Here is a 16,291-nt window from a genome sequence, read left to right on the forward strand (position 1 = left end):
CGTCTTGCGGTGGCGAAGGGCGGTCGGTCGTCTTGACCCGCGTCATCGCCGCCAATTCCCCTGAACAGGCGGTGATCGACCGCGTGGGCGAGGTCGCGGACCTGGTCACGGTCGCGCTGGACGAACTATTGCCGCGCGCCGAGGGGCCGGAATCACGTCTGACCGAGGCGATGCGTTATGCGGCGCTGGGTCCAGGCAAACGCCTGCGGCCGTTTTTCGCGCTGGAGGCGGCGCGGCTTTTCGACATCGACGAGCGGTCGGTGCTGCGGGCCGCCTGCGCCCTGGAATGCGTCCACGCCTACAGTCTGGTCCATGACGACCTGCCGTGCATGGACGACGACGACATGCGGCGAGGCCGCCCGACCGTCCACCGCGCCTATGACGAGGCGACGGCGGTGCTGGCCGGCGATGCGCTGCAGACCGCCGCCTTCGACATCATCCTGCACGAGGACACGCACGAGGATGCGGCTGTGCGTTGCGAACTGGCGGCGCGGCTGTCGCTGGCGTCGGGCGCGCGGGGCATGGCGGGCGGCCAGATGATCGACCTTCTGGGCGTGCGCGACGACCTGGGCGGGGTGGCGCGGATGCAGCGGCTGAAGACCGGCGCCCTGTTCGCCTACGCCTTCGAGATTCCGCTGATCGTCGCCGACGCCTCGGCCCTGCATCGCCACGCCCTGATCAGCTTCGCCCACGACGTCGGGCTGGCCTATCAGATCGTCGACGACCTTCTGGACGCCGAAGGTTCGGCCGAGGAAATGGGCAAGGCGGCGGGGGGCAAGGACGCCGCCCTGGGCAAGACCAATTTCGTCACCCTGCTGGGACTGGAGGCGGCGCGGCACCGGGTCGCGCATCTGGCTCATCAGGCCCGCTCGCATCTGGAGCCGTTCGGCGAGGAGGCCGAAATCCTCAGAGCCAGCGTGGACTTTGTGCTAAAGCGCCGGTCCTGATAGGAAACCTGACCTGTTTCGACGGGTTGAGACAAGAAGACCTTCAAGGTTCCGCCCGATGCCCGACACCCCCCTGCTCGACACCGTCAAGATTCCCGCCGACATGCGGGGCTTCGACATCGCCCAGCTGAAACAGCTGGCCGAAGAGGTGCGGGCCGAGACCATCGACGCGGTGTCCGTCACCGGCGGACATCTGGGCGCGGGACTGGGCGTGGTCGAACTGACTACGGCGCTGCACCATGTGTTCGAGACGCCGAAGGACATCCTGATCTGGGACGTCGGGCATCAGTGCTATCCGCACAAGATCCTGACCGGGCGGCGCGACCGCATCCGCACCCTGCGCCAGGGCGGCGGCCTGTCCGGCTTCACCAAGCGCAGCGAGAGCGAGTACGATCCATTCGGTGCGGCCCACGCCTCGACCTCGATCAGCGCCGCCCTGGGCTTCGCCGCCGCGCGCGATCAGAAGGGCGGCAAGAACCGCGTCGTAGCCGTGATCGGCGACGGCTCCATGTCGGCGGGCATGGCCTATGAGGCGATGAACAACGCCGCCGAGGCCACCAACGGCCAGCTGATGGTCATTCTGAACGACAACGACATGTCCATCGCCCCGCCGGTCGGGGGGATGAGCGCCTATCTGGCTGGGCTGGTGTCCGGCGGCGCCTATCAGAATGTGCGGCGGTTGGGGAAATCGGTGGCCCAGCATCTGCCGCGTCCGTTCCGCAAGGCGGCCAAGAAGGCCGAGGAATATGCGCGCGGCATGGTGACGGGCGGCACCTTCTTCGAGGAGCTGGGCTTCTATTACGTCGGCCCCATCGACGGGCACGACATGGACAATCTGGTGCCGATCCTGAAGAAGGCGGCGGCCATCGAGGACCGGCCTGTCCTTGTTCACGTGGTGACGCAGAAGGGCAAGGGCTACGCCCCCGCCGAATCCAGCGCGGACAAGCTCCATGCGGTGGTCAAGTTCGACGTGGTCTCGGGCAAACAGGCCAAGGCCGTGTCGAACGCCCCCAGCTACACCAAGGTGTTCGGGACCGAACTGATCAAACACGCCAAGATCGATCCGACCGTGGTGGCCATCACCGCCGCCATGCCGTCCGGCACGGGTCTGGACCTGTTCGGCCAGGCCTTTCCCGAGCGGACCTTCGACGTCGGCATCGCCGAACAGCACGCCGTGACCTTTGCCGCCGGTCTGGCGGCGGACGGAATGAAGCCGGTCTGCGCCATCTATTCCACCTTCCTGCAACGCGGTTACGACCAGGTGGTCCATGACGTGGCCATCCAGTCGCTGCCGGTGCGGTTCGCGATGGACCGGGCCGGGCTGGTCGGGGCCGACGGCTCGACCCATGCCGGATCGTTCGACATCGGCTTCATGGGCGCGCTGCCCGGCATGGTGCTGATGGCCGCCTCGGACGAGGCGGAGCTGGCGGCGATGATCTCGACGTCCATGGCCATCGACGACCGACCCAGCGCCTTCCGCTATCCGCGCGGCGACGGTGTGGGCGTGGACATCCCCGATCTGGCCGCACCGCTGGAGATCGGCAAGGGCCGGATCGTGCGCGAGGGAACCTCGGTCGCCATCCTCTCGCTGGGCACACGCTTGCAGGAATCGCTGAAGGCGGCGGATATGCTGGCCGCCAAGGGCGTGTCGGCCACGGTCGCCGACGCCCGTTTCGCCAAACCGCTGGACGCCGATCTGATCCTGCGCCTGGCGCGCGAGCATGAGGCCCTGATCACGGTGGAGGAGGGCGCCATGGGCGGCTTCGGCGCCTTTGTGCTGCAGCTTCTGGCCGAGAAGGGCGCGCTGGATCGCGGTCTGAAAGTCCGCACCCTGAACCTGCCGGACATCTTCCAGGATCAGGATACGCCCGCCGCCATGTACGCCAAGGCCGGACTGAACGCCGAACACATCGCCGCCGCGTCCCTGACCGCCCTGGGCGTCGAGGCGACGCGGGCCGCACGCGCCTAAAAACGGAACCTCGTCAGGCCCGGTCGCGAATCCGCATTCCGCCCGGACCCTTGCTGTCGACCTCGAACCGGCCCGTGGCGCGGATCAGGTCGGACAGTTTGGCGTAGCCATAGGTGCGCTGGTCGAAGTCGGGATAGGCGTTGCGCAGCCGATTGCCGATGGCCCCGGCCAGAACCCAGCCGTCGCCGTCCTCGTCCATGTCGGCGATGACGGAGGCGATCAGGCGCGTCGCCTCGGTCGGCTTGCGCTTGGCGGGCGCGGGTTCGGCGGCGGCCTTCTTTCCAGCGTCGCCGTCCGGCTCGGCCTGGGTGGTCAGGTTCTCGGTGTAGATGAAACGGGTGCAGGCCTGGCGGAAGCTTTCCGGCGTCTTCTGTTCGCCGAAGCCATAGACGTCCACGCCCTCCTCGCGGATGCGTGCGGCCAGACGAGTGAAGTCGGAATCTGACGACACCAGGCAGAAACCGTCGAACCGGCCGGAATGCAACAGGTCCATGGCGTCGATCACCAGGGCGATGTCGCCTGAATTCTTGCCCTTGGTGTTGGCGAAATTCTGCTGGGGCTGGATGGCCCAGCGCGCCAGCACCTTGGTCCAGCCGGCGATCTGCGGGCTGGAGAAATCGCCATAGACCCGCCGCGCCGAGGCCTCGCCCAGGGTCGCGATCTCGGTGAACAGGGCCTCGGCGATGCGGGGCGAGGCGTTTTCCGCATCGATCAGGATGGCGAGGCGCGCGGGCTTTCCATTGGCCATGACGAGAGGCTTTCGTTCGTGGGACGACGCCAGCCTATAGCTGACCCATCGTATTGTCGTGGTCCACGGCCTGTTTCTTCAACCAGCCGACGAAGGCGGTGGTGCTGGGCGATGGCGGACGGTCGCGGGGCTGGACGACGTAGTAGGCGAAGCCGACGGCTTCCGAGCCATCGGGGAAGGGGGCGACCAGACGCCCCGAGGCCAAGTCGGCCTGGGCCAGGGTGCGTTTGGCCAGGGCCACGCCGCGACCGGCGATGGCCGCTTCGATCAGCAGGCTGGACTGGTTGAAGCGCGAACCGCGACGCGGATCGGGATGCCGCACGCCCCGCGCCTTCAGCCACATGGCCCAGTCGGGGCGGCTGGGATCGCCGTCGTTGGACATGTCGTGCAGCAGGGTGTGGCGTGTCAGGTCGGCGGGTTTGCGGATCGGATGTTCGCCGTCCATCAGCGCGGGCGCGCAGACGGGCAGGACCGTCTCGGTCATTAGTCGGTCCACGGTCAGGCCGGGATAGTCGCCGCGCCCGTAGCGGATGGCCAGATCGACCTTGCCCTCGGTCAGGTCGGCGGGCTCCATGTCGGCGGAAATCCACAGCTCGATCTCGGGATGGGCGGTGTGGAAATCGTCCATGCGCGGCATCAGCCATTTGGAGGCGAAGCCGGGCGCGACGCTGATCGACACCTGTTTGCGGCGCGGCGGTTCGCGCAACAGGGCCGAGGCGTCCATCAGCCGCTCGAACCCCTCGCGCAGCAGCGGAACCGACGAACGGCCCAGGTCCGTCAGCTGAAGGCCGCGCGCCTCGCGCACGAACAGAGGGCCGCCGACGATGTCCTCAAGCAGACGAATCTGCTGGCTGACGGCGCCCGGCGTCACCGACAGTTCGTCGGCGGCGCGCGAGAAGTTCAGGTGCCGGGCGGCGGCCTCGAAGGCGCGCAAGGCGTTGAGCGGGAGCAGGGGACGGGCCATCGCCGTTAGAAATCCTATCAGCGAGACAAAGGCAATCTGGTTTGCGGCCTCGGGCGATGAAGTCGAAGGTTCGTGGCCTGCCGTCGCCACTTTTTTCGTCCTGACGGCCTTGAGAAGCAAGATGCGTGTCTTTCTCGCCTCCATTCCGCTGGAGGCCGCAAAAATCGTGATTGTCGGCGCAGGCGAGCCCGCGCTGGCCAAGCTGCGACTGTTCCTGAACACGCCGGCCGAGGTGGCGTGGTTCGCACCCGACGGCGCGCCCGACAGGATCGAGACGCCCCTGACCGCGCCGACGCCCCTGTTGCGAGCGCCCGAGGCAGAGGATTTGGCGGGCGCGCGGCTGGTGTTCATCGCGCTGGGCGATCTGGATCAGGCGCGGCGGATCGGCGTTCTGGCGCGGGCGGCGGGGGCGCAGGTCAATGTGGTGGACCAGCCCGCGCTCAGCGATTTCCAGACCCCGGCCCTGATCGACCGCGACGAGGTGGTGGTGGGCGTGGCGACCGGCGGATCGGCGCCGATCCTGGCGCGCGACATCCGCACGGCCATCGAGGGCGTGCTGCCGGCCGGTCTGGCCCATGTGGCGCGACTGGCGCGCGAACTGCGTGACACGGTCAAGGCCAGCACGCCCGACTTCATGGCGCGGCGCCGCTTCTGGGAGAAGGCGTTCCGCGGACCCGCCGCGACCCTGGCGGCCGAGGGGCGGACGGCCGAGGCGCGGCGCGAGATGCTGCGCCTGCTGAACCTCGCCGCGCCGGAGCAGGGCGTGGTCCACATCGTGGGCGCCGGGCCGGGCGATCCCGAACTGCTGACGCTGAAGGCGCTGCGCGTGTTGCAGGACGCCGATGTCATCATCCACGACCGTCTGGTGCCCGAGGCGGTGCTGGAGCGGGCGCGGCGCGACGCCAAACGTCTGTATGTCGGCAAGGCGCGCGGCGACCATTCCGTGCCGCAGGACCAGATCGAGGCCCTGATGATCGCCGAGGCCCGCGCGGGGCATCGGGTCGTGCGGTTGAAGGGCGGCGATCCCTTCGTCTTCGGACGCGGCGGCGAGGAGCTGGAGGCCATGCGGGCGGCGGGCGTGCCGGTCTTCGTGGTGCCGGGGGTGACGGCGGCCCTGGCCTGCGCGGCGTCGGCGGGCATTCCGCTGACCCACCGGGACCATGCGCAGGCCGTGACCTTCGTGACGGCGCAGGCCAAGCCCGGCGGGGTCGAGGCCGACTGGTCGCGTCTGGCGGGACCGAACCATACCCTGGCCATCTATATGGGCACGGATCGGGCGGAAGAGACGGCGGCCAGGCTGATGGCGGCGGGTCGGTCGGGGGCGACCCCGGCGGCGGTGGTCGAGAATGGCGGACGCCCGGACGAGCGGGTGTTGACCGGGCGGCTGAACGAACTGGGCGCTATGGTGCGCGGGGCGAACCTGACGGGACCGGCCCTACTGTTCGTCGGAGAGACGGCCGCCTTTTCCGCGACGCAGGCGCACCTGTCGGAGGCGGCGGCATGAGGATCGTCACCGCCAACCGCCTGTCGGACGGCCGCGTCATCTATGCGGGCGTGGACAATCAGCCGGTCGACAGCATCGAACAGGCGTCGGTGCTGGATGAGGCGGCGGCCGAGATCGCCCTGGCCCAGGTCGCGGGGCGGCCCGACGTCTTCGTGAACCCCTATCTGTTCGAAGTGACCGATCGCACGCCCTCGGGCCGCGACCGGCTGAAGGAGCGCATCCGCTCGGGTGGGCCGACGGTGGGCCACAGCGTGGCGGGAGGCGTGGGCTGATGTATCGTTATGACGAGTTCGACCATGCGCTGGTGCGCGAACGGGTCGACGAATTCTCCGATCAGGTGGCGCGGCGCGCATCCGGCGCCCTGACCGAGGACGAGTTCAAGCCGCTGCGGCTGATGAACGGCGTCTATCTGCAGCTTCACGCCTATATGCTGCGGGTCGCGGTTCCCTATGGCGTCATGAGTGGCCGTCAGCTGCGGCGGCTGGGCCAGATCGCGCGGACCTATGACAAGGGCTACGGCCATTTCACCACCCGCTGCAACATCCAGTACAACTGGCCCGCCCTGACGGACCTGCCGACCATCCTGCGCGATCTGGCCGAGGTCGAGATGCACGCCATCCAGACCAGCGGAAACTGCATCCGAAACACCACCACGGACGTCTTCGCGGGCGCCGCCGAGGACGAGATCGAGGACCCGCGCCCCTGGTGCGAGATCATCCGTCAGTGGTCCACCATCCACCCCGAGTTCAGCTTCCTGCCGCGCAAGTTCAAGATCGCGGTGATCGGCGCCGACAAGGACCGCGCCGCGATCCGCACCCATGACGTGGGCTTGCAGATCGTAAAGGGCGAGGATGGCGGCGTGGCCTTCCGCGTCTTCGTCGGCGGCGGGCAGGGGCGCCTGCCCCATATCGGTCAGGAAATCGCGGCGGCGGTTCCGGCGGCGGACCTGCTGGCCTATCTGACCGCCATCCTGCGGGCCTGGAACCTGCTGGGGCGGCGCGACAACATCCATAAGGCGCGGATCAAGATTCTGGTCGCCTCTCTGGGGATCGAGGCGTTCCGCGAGGAGGTGGACAAGCACTACGCCACCCTGCGCCGCGAAGACCTGCGCATCCCCGACGACGAACTGGCTCGCATCCAGGCCTATTTCGCCCCGCCGCCGTTCGAGGACCTGCCGAAAGCCAGCGCCCCGTTCGACCGCGCCCTGCTGGCGGACCCGGATTTCGCCCGGTTCGCGCGCAACAATGTGCGGCGGCATCGGCAGGCGGGCTATGCCTCGGTGGTGATCTCGCTGAAGCCGGTGGGCGGCGTGCCGGGCGACATCACGGCGGACCAGATGGACGTCGCCGCCGATCTGGCCGAACGCTATGGGTTCGACGAAATCCGCGCCGCCTATGAGCAGAATCTGGTCCTGCCGCACGTGAAGCTGGATGATGTTCCGGCGGTGTGGCGGGCGCTGCGGCAGGCGGGGCTGGCGACGGCCAACGCCGATCTGGCGACCGATGTGATCGCCTGTCCGGGACTGGACTATTGCAGCCTGGCCAACGCCCGTTCGATCCCGGTGGCCCAGGCCCTGTCCAGACGTCTGGCCGATCTGGACTATCAGGAGAGGCTGGGGCCGGTCCGCATCAACATGAGCGGCTGCATCAACGCCTGCGGCCATCACCACGTCGGCCATATCGGCGTGCTGGGCGTCGATCGGAAGGGCGAGGAATATTATCAGATCACCGTCGGCGGCTCGCCCGACGAACAGGCGGCGCTGGGCGACATCGTGGGCAAGAGCCTGCCGTCGGACGCCGTGGCGCCCGCCATTCAGCGGACACTGGACCGCTATCTGCAAATCCGCGCTGAGGGCGAGCGGTTCATCGACACGGTGCGCCGCGTCGGCCCCGATCCCTTCCGCGACGCCATATACGAGACGCTCGATGCTGCAGACGCTTGAAGGGATACAGAACGGGCTGCGCCTGTCGGTGACGACGCCGCTGGACGATGTCGAGACGGCGGCGGCGTCCGAAGACGTGCTGGTGCTGGAATTCGAGGCGTTCCGCGACGGACGCGGCTTCACGCTGGCGTCCGTGTTGCGCGAGCGCGGCTATGGCGGGCGGCTGATCGCGGCGGGCAAGCTGTTGCCGGATCAGGCGCGGCACCTGCGCCGGTCGGGGTTCGATGCGGTGGAGCTGGCGCCGGGCGCGGACGCCGCCGCATGGGCGCGGATGGATCAAGCCTTCAGCGCCGCCTATCAGCCCGCGACGGACGCCGCGCCGACGATCTGGCGGCGTCGTCAGGCCTCCAACGACCGCGACCTGGCGGCGCTGGCCGAACGGCTGAACCACGAGGTCAAGGGCCAGTCGGCGTCCGAAATCATCAGGGCGGCGCTGGACCCGGCGCTGGGCCTGCGGGTCGGGGCAATCTCGTCGTTCGGCGCGGAATCGGCGGCCCTGCTGCACATCATCGCCGAGGAACGGCCCGAGACGCCGGTGGTGTTTCTGGAGACGGGCCAGCATTTCCTGCAGACCCTGTCCTATCGCACCCAACTGACCAAGGCGCTGGGTCTGAGCGACGTGCGGCTGGTTACGCCGGATGCGGGCGAGAAGGCCGCGCTGGATGCGCGCGACGACCTGTGGCGCATCGACGCCGACGCCTGCTGCGACCTGAGGAAGGTGCGGCCCCTGGCGCGGGCGACGGCCGGGTTCAACGCCCTGATCACCGGGCGCAAACGCTATCAGGCGGCGACGCGGGCGCGGCTGAAACCGTTCGAGGTGCTGGACGGGGTGCTGCGGATCAATCCGCTGGCGAACTGGGACGCGGACGATGTCGAAGCCTGGCTGGACGACCACGACCTGCCGCGCCATCCCCTGGTGGAGCAGGGCTACGCCTCCATCGGCTGCTGGCCCTGCACGCGGGCGGTCCAGACCGGCGAGGACGCGCGCGCCGGCCGCTGGTCGGGTATGGACAAGGTCGAGTGCGGCATCCACCTAGGCAAACGTCAGGCCGCCGCCTGATCCGCCTCCTCTCCGACCTCGCCTGAAAGTTTCAACGTGTCCGTCACGCCTACCGTCATCGACCTGATCGGCAATACGCCGCTGGTCCGTCTGAACCGCCTGTCCGACCAGACGGGGTGCGAAATCCTGGGCAAGGCCGAGTTCCTGAATCCCGGCGGCTCGATCAAGGACCGGGCCGCCCTGTCCATCGTGCAGGCGGCGCAGGCGTCGGGCGCGCTGCGTCCCGGCGGAACCCTGGTGGAGGGCACGGCGGGCAACACCGGCATCGGCCTGGCCCTGGTCGGGGCGGCTCTGGGCCATCCGGTCGTCATCGTCATTCCGCGCACCCAGTCCGAGGAAAAGAAGGCGGCGATCCGCTCGCTGGGCGCGCGTCTGGTCGAGGTGGACGCGGCGCCCTTCTCCAGCCCGAACCATTTCGTCCACTATTCCGGGCGTCTGGCGGCCGAGCTGAACGACAGCGAAGAGGCCGGGGCCATCTGGGCCAATCAGTTCGACAACACGGCCAACCGCGACGCCCACTATCGGACCACCGGCCCGGAAATCTGGGCCCAGACGGGGGGCAAGATCGACGCCTTCGTCTCGGCGGTCGGCTCGGGCGGCACCATCGCCGGGGTTTCGGCCTATCTGCGTGAGCAGAAGCCCGACGTGACCATCGCCCTAGCTGATCCGGCCGGCGCCGCCATGTTCAACTGGTTCAACAAGGGCGAGATGACGGGCGAGGGGTCGTCGATCACCGAGGGCATCGGCGTGGCCCGGATCACCGGCAATCTGGAAGGCTTCCGCCCCGACCACGCCTATCGGATTGAGGACGCCGAGTTCCTGCCCCTGCTGTTCGATCTGGTGAAGCACGAAGGCTTGTCGCTGGGCGGATCGGCGGGGGTCAACATCGCCGGGGCCGTGCGGCTGGCGCGCGAGATCGGGCCGGGCAAGACCATCGTCACCTGCCTGTGCGACCCCGGATCGCGCTATGCGTCCAAACTGTTCAACCCGGAATTCCTGAAGTCGAAGGGATTGCCCATCCCGGAGTGGGCATAAACCATCGTCTCCTCCCCACTTGTGGGGAGGGGGACCGCGTAGCGGTGGAGGGGCTTTTGAAGTCCCACGGTCGCCGGCGATGCGGTGCAGAGCCCCTCCGTCACGGCGCTGAAAAAGCGCCGCGCCACCTCCCCGCAAAGCGGGGAGGAGACAGGTTCCGCTACTTCGCCTTTTGCTCCGCGATCCACGCATCCATGCGCTGGTCCAGCAGCGCCAGCGGCAGCGGGCCTTCGGTCAGAAGGGCGTCGTGGAAGGTGCGGACGTTGAACTTCGGCCCCAGTTCGCGCTCGGCCCGCGCGCGGATTTCGCGCAGGCGGATTTCGCCGATCTTGTAGGCCGTGGCCTGGCCCGGCCAGCCGATATAGCGTTGAAGCTCGGTCTCGATATTGTGCGGCGCCAGGGCGGAGTTGTCGCGGAAACAGGCGCGGGCCTGTTCCTCGGTCCAGCCCATCCAGTGCAGGCCGGTGTCGGCGACCAGACGGCACGCGCGCCACATCTCGTAGGACAGGCGGCCGAACCGTTCGTAGGGCGTGCGGTAAAAGCCCATCTCCTCGCCCAGATATTCGGCGTAGAGGCCCCAGCCCTCGGTGAAGGCGGTGACATTGGCCTGACGCCGGAAATAGGGCTGGCCGGCGGCCTCCTGTTGCAGGGCGATCTGGATGTGGTGGCCCGGCACGGCCTCGTGCAGGGTCAGGGCGGGTAGTTCGTAGAGCGGCCGCTGGTCCAGCTTGGACGTGTTGACGATGTAATGGGCCGCCACGCCGTTCTGCATCGACCCGCCGTTGTAGCGGCCGGTGGTGTAGTTCTCCTCGATCTGCGGCGGGACCGGCTGCACGTCATAGGGCAGGCGGGGCAGGGTGGCGAACAGGGCCGGCAGGCCGCCGTCCGCGCGCTTGGCCATTTCCGACGCCTTTTCCAACAGTTGCTCGCGGCTGGTCGCATAGAACTGCGGATCGGTGCGGAGGAAGTTCAGGAAGCCCGCGAAGTCGCCGGTCCAGCCGGCCGCCTTCATCTCCACCTCCATCCGGGCGCGGATGCGAGCCACCTCGTCCAGACCGATCTGGTGGATCTGATCCGGCGTCAGGTCGGTGGTGGTGTGGCCGCGCACCAGATAGGCGTAGAGCGCCTTGCCGCCGGGGCGGGCGCCGACGCCCGGTTCGACCGGCGCCTTGGGCAGATAGTCGGTCTGGAGGAAGGTCAGCCAGGCCTGACGCGCCGGAACGATGACGGAGGCCACGACGGCGGCGCCTTCGGCCCTCAGTCGATCCTTTTGCGCCTGCGGCACGGTCGCGGGCAGGGTGTCGAAGGGCTTCAGAAGCGGCTCGGCGTCGGGCGCGATGGCTACGTCGTTGCGCGCCAGGGCCAGGGCGCTTTCGGTGACGGAGCGGGCCTGCATCATGCCAGTGTCCAGACCGCGCCGCGCATTGTCGGTCGTCTGGGCGTAGATGTCGTCGAAACCCCGCAGACGGCGGATATAGGCCTCGGCCTCCGCCACCGAGTTCAGCCTCGTGCCGCCGCCGATATAGAGCGCCCACGTTCCCGGCCCGCCCTCGCTGTCGAAGGCCAGACGTCCGGCGTCGTAATCCAGCCCCTCAATACTGCGTTTCAGGCTGTAGAGCAGAAAGCCGTGGTTGATCGCGGCGGCATGGGAAAGACTTGCCGGGTCGATGGCGTCCAGCCGGCGCACGAACCTTTCCAGCGGCGCGCGCTGGGCCAGTTCGAAGGCGCGGGTCAGGTCGGGAACCCGGCTCATGGCCTCCACGTCGCCCTCGCCGCTGGCCGAGAAGGGATCGACCGACTTCAGATAGGTTTCGTAATCGGCGATCAGGGCGTTCAGCGCCGCATCCGCCGGAGCAGCGACGGCGGCGACGGCGGCCGGCCGCGTCTGGGCCACGACCATCGCCGGCGACGCCGCCGCGATCAGGGCCGCCAAGGCCAGTTGAGTCATCTTCATCTTCGCGCCCCTCCAGTGCAGGGCGCAGTGCAAGCCGAGCCGCGTCGCGGCGTCAACCGCAGACGGCGAAGAACTGTTCGACCCCGGCCTTGGCCGCCGGATGGGCGACATAGAACTGGCGCTCGTCGTCCGCCCAGGCGGCGATCCAGCCCAGGCGGCGGAAACGCAGGAAGACCGGATCGCTGGCCTTGGCGCGGGCGGTCAGCAGTTCGCCCTCGTGGACGACCGCCGGCTCCGACGTCGCGGCGTAGCGTTCGGTGTCGCCGCCGGATTCCAGATGAATCTGACGCGCGGGCTTTTCACTGGCGGCAGTGATCTCCAGCGCGCCGGAACCTGCCCGGCACAGCAGGCTCAGCTTCATCTCGTCGCTGTTGGCCACGCCATAGGCCAGGCTGGCCTCCTGACCGTCGCGATTCATGAACCAGTCCAGACCGGCCGCAGCGGCCGGGGCGCCGGCGGCGGTCGTCATTTCCGCCGAGGGAGCGGGCGAATGGGTGGCGCAGGCGGCCAGGGCCGACAGGGCCATCAGGGACGGGATCAGGCGGGACAGACGCATGGGCGACCTCTCTTATCCGGCGCAACGGTCGGCGAAGCGGCGCAGCTTTGCAAGATGGGGGCGTTCGACGCTCAGGGTTCGCACGTCCGGCCCCACGGCGATGGTCATGCGGCCGTCGGCGACGAAGGCGGTGAAGGCCGGGTGTTCGACCGGAATGCCCGTCTCCAGCTTGCCGCCGCGCCCGACCCGCGCCTCGCTGGCGGCGGTGTTTCCGCCCGCCGTGATGCGGGCAAACCCTGCCGTCGCCGGTTCGCCGTAGATGGAGATGGTCACGGCGCCCGATCCGGCCTGGCATTGCAGGGTGGAGCGCAGGGCGGCGGTGTCGGGAATGTCGTTGGCCAGCACCAGCGGGCCTTCGCCTTCGTACAGGCTCCAGGTCCAGCCGCTTGCCGGCGCGGCCTGAAGCGCCAGGGCCATCAGGGCCGAAGCGATAAGGGTCATGCGTCAGCCCCCGCCGACGACGCGCATCGTCGCGTCCCGCCCAATGTCGCCACGCGCGCCGATAACCGCAAGAGATCAGACAGTCGAAATCCTCCCGACAGGCGTTCAGCCGAACGGAACGCGGTTATCCGCAGGCGGTTCAACTGTGTGTGGGATCAGAAGGGGCTGAAGCGTTCGGCCAGGGCCTGACCCACCGGCGGGGCCTGGACGCGGCTGACGTCCCCGCGCCCGCCGTAGGAGATGCGCGCCTCGGCGATCTGGGTGTGGTTGATGGCGTTGGCGGACGAGATGTCCTCGGGCCGCACGATGCCGGCGACGGTCAGTTCGCGAATCTCGCGGTTGGTGCGCACTTCCTGCCGACCCTGGATCACCAGATTGCCGTTGGCCAGGACGTCGGTGACGACGGCGGCGATGGTCAGGGACACCTTCTCCGCCCGGTTGACCGTGCCGGTCCCGGCGGACTTGGAGGCGCCCTCCATCCCGACCATGTTCGACGGATCGAACCCGCCGGGAAAGGCGCGGCCCAGGCTGCTTTCCAGGCCGAACAGGTGCGAGACGCCGCCGGAGATGTTGTTGGAGCGCGAACGCTGGGTCGAGTTCTGCGTCTGGGCGCGGTCGTCGATGTCGATCTTGACCGTCAGGATGTCGCCGACGTGGCGGGCGCGCTGATCGCCGAAGAAGGTGCGGGCGCCGGCGCGCCACAGGCTGTTCGAACTGGCGGCGGCGTCGGGCGCCGGCAGATAGGTCTGCTGCACCGGCACAAGCGCGGCGGGATAGCCGATGGGCGCCAGTTCGGGACCGCGCACCGTCTCCGCGACGGTGGAGCAGGCGGCTAAGGGGGCGACGGCGGCGAGGGTCAGAAGAATCTTGCGCATGACGAGGTTTCCCTAGCGGGCGGCGAACTGTTGGGGGGCGGCGCGTGCGGCTTCGGCGGCCGGGCCGGCGACGGCCTGGCCGGGACCGGAGGCCACGGCGTCGATGACGCGGTTGGACGAGGTGTTCATTATGGCGACGGGTTCGCCCAGGCCGGCGCTGCGCATGGCCTTGCCCATGACGGCCAGATTGACGCCGCCGACCTGATAGGTGACGCGCACCATGTCGTTGCGGGCGATGACCTGCTGGCTGGCGGCGGGGCGATAGGCGGCGCGGGCCATCGGCTGGACGGCGGCGGGATCTGCTGCGGTCTCGGCCACGCCCTGGATCGGCGCCTCGGCCCGGCGCACGGCGACGCGGCGCAGGCCGTTGGGATTGGCCCAGTCCAGACCGGCCTGACGCGCCTGGGCCTGAAGCTGGCCGGCCTCAAGCACGACCGAGGGGCCGACGCGCTGGGCCACCACGACGTTCGCCGCCGCTCCGGCGCCCTCGAACAGGTCGCCCAGGGTGACACGGCCGTCGTCGTCGACCGGATTGGCGCGCAGCACGACCGGGCCGGCCCAGGCGGCGCTTGAGACGGCGCAGGCGGCGACTGCGAGGATCAGGGTGCGGGTCAGGCGCATGGCTCAGCTCTTCACTTGCGAGGCGACCGACAGCATCTGGTCGGCGGTGCTGATGACCTTGGAGTTCATCTCATAGGCGCGCTGGGCCACGATTAGGGCGCTGATCTCCGACACCGCATCCACGTTCGACGCCTCGGTGTAGTTCTGCAGCACCTGGCCGAAGCCCGTCGAGCCGGGCGTGCCGACGATGGCCGGGCCGGACGCGGCGGTTTCCAGCAGCAGGTTGTCGCCGATGGCCTCCAAACCCGCCTCGTTGAAGAAGTTGGCCAGTTCGATCTGGCCCACCGTCGTCGGGGCGGGCTGGCCGGCCTGCGTCACCTGAACCAGGCCGCTCTTGGAGATGGTCAGTTTGGTCGTGTCCGCCGGGATGGTGACGGCCGGTTCCAGCAGATAGCCGTCGTCGGTGACGATCTGGCCTTCCGGGTTGACCTGCAGATTGCCGGCGCGGGTGTAGGCCTTCTCGCCCGAGGGCAGGCTGATCTGGAAATAGCCCTTGCCGTCGATGGCCATGTCGTAGGGGTTGCCGGTGGCCTGGGGCGTGCCCTGTTCCGTGACGCGATAGACCGCGCCCGCCTTGACGCCGGCGCCGATCTGGATGCCGGTCGGAACCACGGTGCCGGCGCTGGAGGACTGGGCCCCCATCCGTTCGACGTTTTGATACAGCAGGTCCTGGAACTCGGCGCGCTGCTTCTTGAAGCCCACCGTGTTCATGTTGGCGATGTTGTTGGAGATGACCTCGACGTTCAGCTGCTGAGCAGCCATGCCCGAGGCGGCGGTGCGGAGTGCGCGCATCTGTGGGGCTCCCTTTACGCGGCCTTGCCGAGGCGCTCGACGGCGCGACGGCTAAGGTCGTTGGTGTTTTCGATCATGCGCGACACGCTTTCGTAGGTGCGGCTGATCTCGACCAGATTGGTGATCTCCACCAATGGATTGACGTTGGAGGCCTCCAGCGCGCCCTGGTGGATTTGGGCGTCCGTCGCCTCGATCGGCTGGGTGTTGGAGCGGTTGCGATAGAGGCTGTCGCCGCCCTTTTCGAGGACGCCGAGGGTGTCGAACCGCACGACCGACAGACGCCCCGTGACCTGGCCCTGCTGGGTGATGGTGCCGTCCTCGCCGACGCTGGGGGCGCCCAGGCTGGGGTCCAGCACGATCTCGGCGCCGCCGCCCAGAACCGCCTGGCCCTGTTTGGTGGTCAGCTTGCCCTCGGGATCGAGGGTGAAGGCCCCGTCACGGGTGAAGGCCTGGCCGTTCGCCCCGTCGCGCACCGTGAAGAAGGCGCCTTCGCCCGAGATGGCGAAGTCCAGGTCGCGACCGGTCTGCTGCATCGCCCCCTGGCCGAAGTCGCGGCCGACGCCGTTGTCCAGAACGAAGCTGGCCGACGGTTTGATCGAGTCGTTGCGGGCGCGCTTGCCCACCTCGGCGCTGACCATCAGCTGCTCGACCTTGAAGCCGGTGGTGTTGGCGTTGGCGACGTTGTTGGCCACGATGTCCAGTTCGCGACGCAGCGTCATCTGCCGTGACAGTCCGATATAGGCGGCGTTTTCCACGAGAGGCGTGCTCCTTCGCGGCTCCGTCTCGCAACGGCCGTGCCAACAGGGTTAATTCAGGCGGAATGCGGGTTTCAGCGGCACGGAGGGCAGGGCGACCCGGCAAATCCTGCCCATTGTAAACGCGG

At 68.6% G+C, this 16,291-nt stretch carries 16 protein-coding genes; 7 read left to right on the plus strand and 9 right to left on the minus strand.

All coding sequences use genetic code 11. From position 1 onward, the window contains the following. The first annotated feature begins 71 nt into the window (after positions 1 to 71). Together SH203_RS04885 and dxs are read left to right on the plus strand one after the other, a co-directional pair. Positions 72 to 947 carry a polyprenyl synthetase family protein gene (locus SH203_RS04885; protein WP_087120164.1) on the plus strand — a complete coding sequence of 292 codons (876 nt, stop codon included), beginning with the start codon at positions 72 to 74 and terminating at the stop codon, positions 945 to 947. A gap of 58 nt (positions 948 to 1,005) precedes the next feature. Continuing rightward, on the plus strand, positions 1,006 to 2,916 hold the full coding sequence (gene dxs, locus SH203_RS04890) for a 1-deoxy-D-xylulose-5-phosphate synthase (protein ID WP_087119746.1): 1,911 nt from the start codon (positions 1,006 to 1,008) through the stop codon (positions 2,914 to 2,916). Between the two features lie 13 nt (positions 2,917 to 2,929). On the opposite strand, the gene SH203_RS04895 is transcribed toward dxs, so the two are convergent. After that, on the minus strand, positions 2,930 to 3,664 hold the full coding sequence (locus tag SH203_RS04895) for an NYN domain-containing protein (protein WP_087119747.1): 735 nt from the start codon (positions 3,662 to 3,664) through the stop codon (positions 2,930 to 2,932). 34 nt (positions 3,665 to 3,698) lie between these two features. Further along, a complete protein-coding gene (gcvA, locus tag SH203_RS04900) occupies positions 3,699 to 4,628 on the minus strand; it encodes a transcriptional regulator GcvA (RefSeq protein WP_087119748.1) in 930 nt (309 codons plus the stop codon). Positions 4,629 to 4,749: 121 nt separating this feature from the next. Between gcvA and cysG the strand changes: the two genes are divergently transcribed. From cysG to SH203_RS04925, 5 genes are read left to right on the plus strand one after another with little or no spacing between them, the layout of a single operon-like run. Continuing rightward, entirely contained in the window at positions 4,750 to 6,132 is a 1,383-nt protein-coding gene (cysG, locus tag SH203_RS04905) for a siroheme synthase CysG (protein WP_087119749.1), read from the plus strand. Further along, the gene (locus SH203_RS04910; protein WP_087119750.1) at positions 6,129 to 6,404 is read left to right on the plus strand and encodes a DUF2849 domain-containing protein; all 276 of its coding nucleotides are present in this window, start codon (positions 6,129 to 6,131) and stop codon (positions 6,402 to 6,404) included. The genes cysG and SH203_RS04910 overlap by 4 nt, the downstream gene beginning before the upstream one ends. Continuing rightward, positions 6,404 to 8,074 carry a nitrite/sulfite reductase gene (locus SH203_RS04915; RefSeq protein ID WP_087119751.1) on the plus strand — a complete coding sequence of 557 codons (1,671 nt, stop codon included), beginning with the start codon at positions 6,404 to 6,406 and terminating at the stop codon, positions 8,072 to 8,074. Before SH203_RS04910 ends, SH203_RS04915 begins: the two co-directional genes overlap by 1 nt. Further along, positions 8,058 to 9,134, plus strand: coding sequence for a phosphoadenylyl-sulfate reductase (locus tag SH203_RS04920; RefSeq protein WP_087119752.1), 1,077 nt, complete (start codon positions 8,058 to 8,060; stop codon positions 9,132 to 9,134). Before SH203_RS04915 ends, SH203_RS04920 begins: the two co-directional genes overlap by 17 nt. A 36-nt stretch (positions 9,135 to 9,170) precedes the next feature. Further along, positions 9,171 to 10,169 carry a cysteine synthase A gene (locus SH203_RS04925; protein WP_087119753.1) on the plus strand — a complete coding sequence of 333 codons (999 nt, stop codon included), beginning with the start codon at positions 9,171 to 9,173 and terminating at the stop codon, positions 10,167 to 10,169. Between the two features lie 160 nt (positions 10,170 to 10,329). Here the strand turns inward: SH203_RS04925 and SH203_RS04930 are convergent, their stop codons facing one another. The 7 genes from SH203_RS04930 to flgF form a co-directional block, all read right to left on the minus strand. Then, on the minus strand, positions 10,330 to 12,123 hold the full coding sequence (locus SH203_RS04930) for a DUF885 family protein (RefSeq protein WP_087119754.1): 1,794 nt from the start codon (positions 12,121 to 12,123) through the stop codon (positions 10,330 to 10,332). A 52-nt stretch (positions 12,124 to 12,175) separates the two neighbouring features. Next, positions 12,176 to 12,679, minus strand: a complete 504-nt coding sequence (locus tag SH203_RS04935) for a hypothetical protein (RefSeq protein WP_200808813.1) — start codon at positions 12,677 to 12,679, stop codon at positions 12,176 to 12,178. Between the two features lie 12 nt (positions 12,680 to 12,691). Then, positions 12,692 to 13,120, minus strand: a complete 429-nt coding sequence (locus tag SH203_RS04940) for a hypothetical protein (RefSeq protein ID WP_087119755.1) — start codon at positions 13,118 to 13,120, stop codon at positions 12,692 to 12,694. A gap of 155 nt (positions 13,121 to 13,275) precedes the next feature. After that, positions 13,276 to 13,995, minus strand: coding sequence for a flagellar basal body L-ring protein FlgH (gene flgH, locus SH203_RS04945; RefSeq protein ID WP_087119756.1), 720 nt, complete (start codon positions 13,993 to 13,995; stop codon positions 13,276 to 13,278). Between the two features lie 12 nt (positions 13,996 to 14,007). After that, positions 14,008 to 14,616, minus strand: coding sequence for a flagella basal body P-ring formation protein FlgA (locus SH203_RS04950; protein ID WP_087119757.1), 609 nt, complete (start codon positions 14,614 to 14,616; stop codon positions 14,008 to 14,010). A 3-nt stretch (positions 14,617 to 14,619) separates the two neighbouring features. Next, positions 14,620 to 15,408, minus strand: a complete 789-nt coding sequence (flgG, locus tag SH203_RS04955) for a flagellar basal-body rod protein FlgG (protein WP_087119758.1) — start codon at positions 15,406 to 15,408, stop codon at positions 14,620 to 14,622. 14 nt (positions 15,409 to 15,422) lie between these two features. Then, a complete protein-coding gene (gene flgF / locus SH203_RS04960) occupies positions 15,423 to 16,163 on the minus strand; it encodes a flagellar basal-body rod protein FlgF (protein ID WP_087119759.1) in 741 nt (246 codons plus the stop codon). Between the last annotated feature and the right edge of the window lie 128 nt (positions 16,164 to 16,291).

This window comes from Brevundimonas sp. SH203 (assembly GCF_002157625.1).
Lineage (GTDB): Bacteria > Pseudomonadota > Alphaproteobacteria > Caulobacterales > Caulobacteraceae > Brevundimonas.

Excerpts from the sequence above, each read along its gene's own strand:
- SH203_RS04910 (WP_087119750.1), top strand. The coding sequence starts at position 6,129 with ATGAGGATCGTCACCGCCAACCGCCTGTCGGACGGCCGCGTCATCTAT.
- SH203_RS04930 (WP_087119754.1), bottom strand. The coding sequence starts at position 12,123 with ATGAAGATGACTCAACTGGCCTTGGCGGCCCTGATCGCGGCGGCGTCG.
- flgG (WP_087119758.1), bottom strand. The coding sequence starts at position 15,408 with ATGCGCGCACTCCGCACCGCCGCCTCGGGCATGGCTGCTCAGCAGCTG.
- SH203_RS04895 (WP_087119747.1), bottom strand. The coding sequence starts at position 3,664 with ATGGCCAATGGAAAGCCCGCGCGCCTCGCCATCCTGATCGATGCGGAA.
- dxs (WP_087119746.1), top strand. The coding sequence starts at position 1,006 with ATGCCCGACACCCCCCTGCTCGACACCGTCAAGATTCCCGCCGACATG.
- SH203_RS04940 (WP_087119755.1), bottom strand. The coding sequence starts at position 13,120 with ATGACCCTTATCGCTTCGGCCCTGATGGCCCTGGCGCTTCAGGCCGCG.
- cysG (WP_087119749.1), top strand. The coding sequence starts at position 4,750 with ATGCGTGTCTTTCTCGCCTCCATTCCGCTGGAGGCCGCAAAAATCGTG.
- SH203_RS04920 (WP_087119752.1), top strand. The coding sequence starts at position 8,058 with ATGCTGCAGACGCTTGAAGGGATACAGAACGGGCTGCGCCTGTCGGTG.
- SH203_RS04950 (WP_087119757.1), bottom strand. The coding sequence starts at position 14,616 with ATGCGCCTGACCCGCACCCTGATCCTCGCAGTCGCCGCCTGCGCCGTC.
- SH203_RS04935 (WP_200808813.1), bottom strand. The coding sequence starts at position 12,679 with ATGCGTCTGTCCCGCCTGATCCCGTCCCTGATGGCCCTGTCGGCCCTG.
- flgH (WP_087119756.1), bottom strand. The coding sequence starts at position 13,995 with ATGCGCAAGATTCTTCTGACCCTCGCCGCCGTCGCCCCCTTAGCCGCC.
- gcvA (WP_087119748.1), bottom strand. The coding sequence starts at position 4,628 with ATGGCCCGTCCCCTGCTCCCGCTCAACGCCTTGCGCGCCTTCGAGGCC.
- SH203_RS04915 (WP_087119751.1), top strand. The coding sequence starts at position 6,404 with ATGTATCGTTATGACGAGTTCGACCATGCGCTGGTGCGCGAACGGGTC.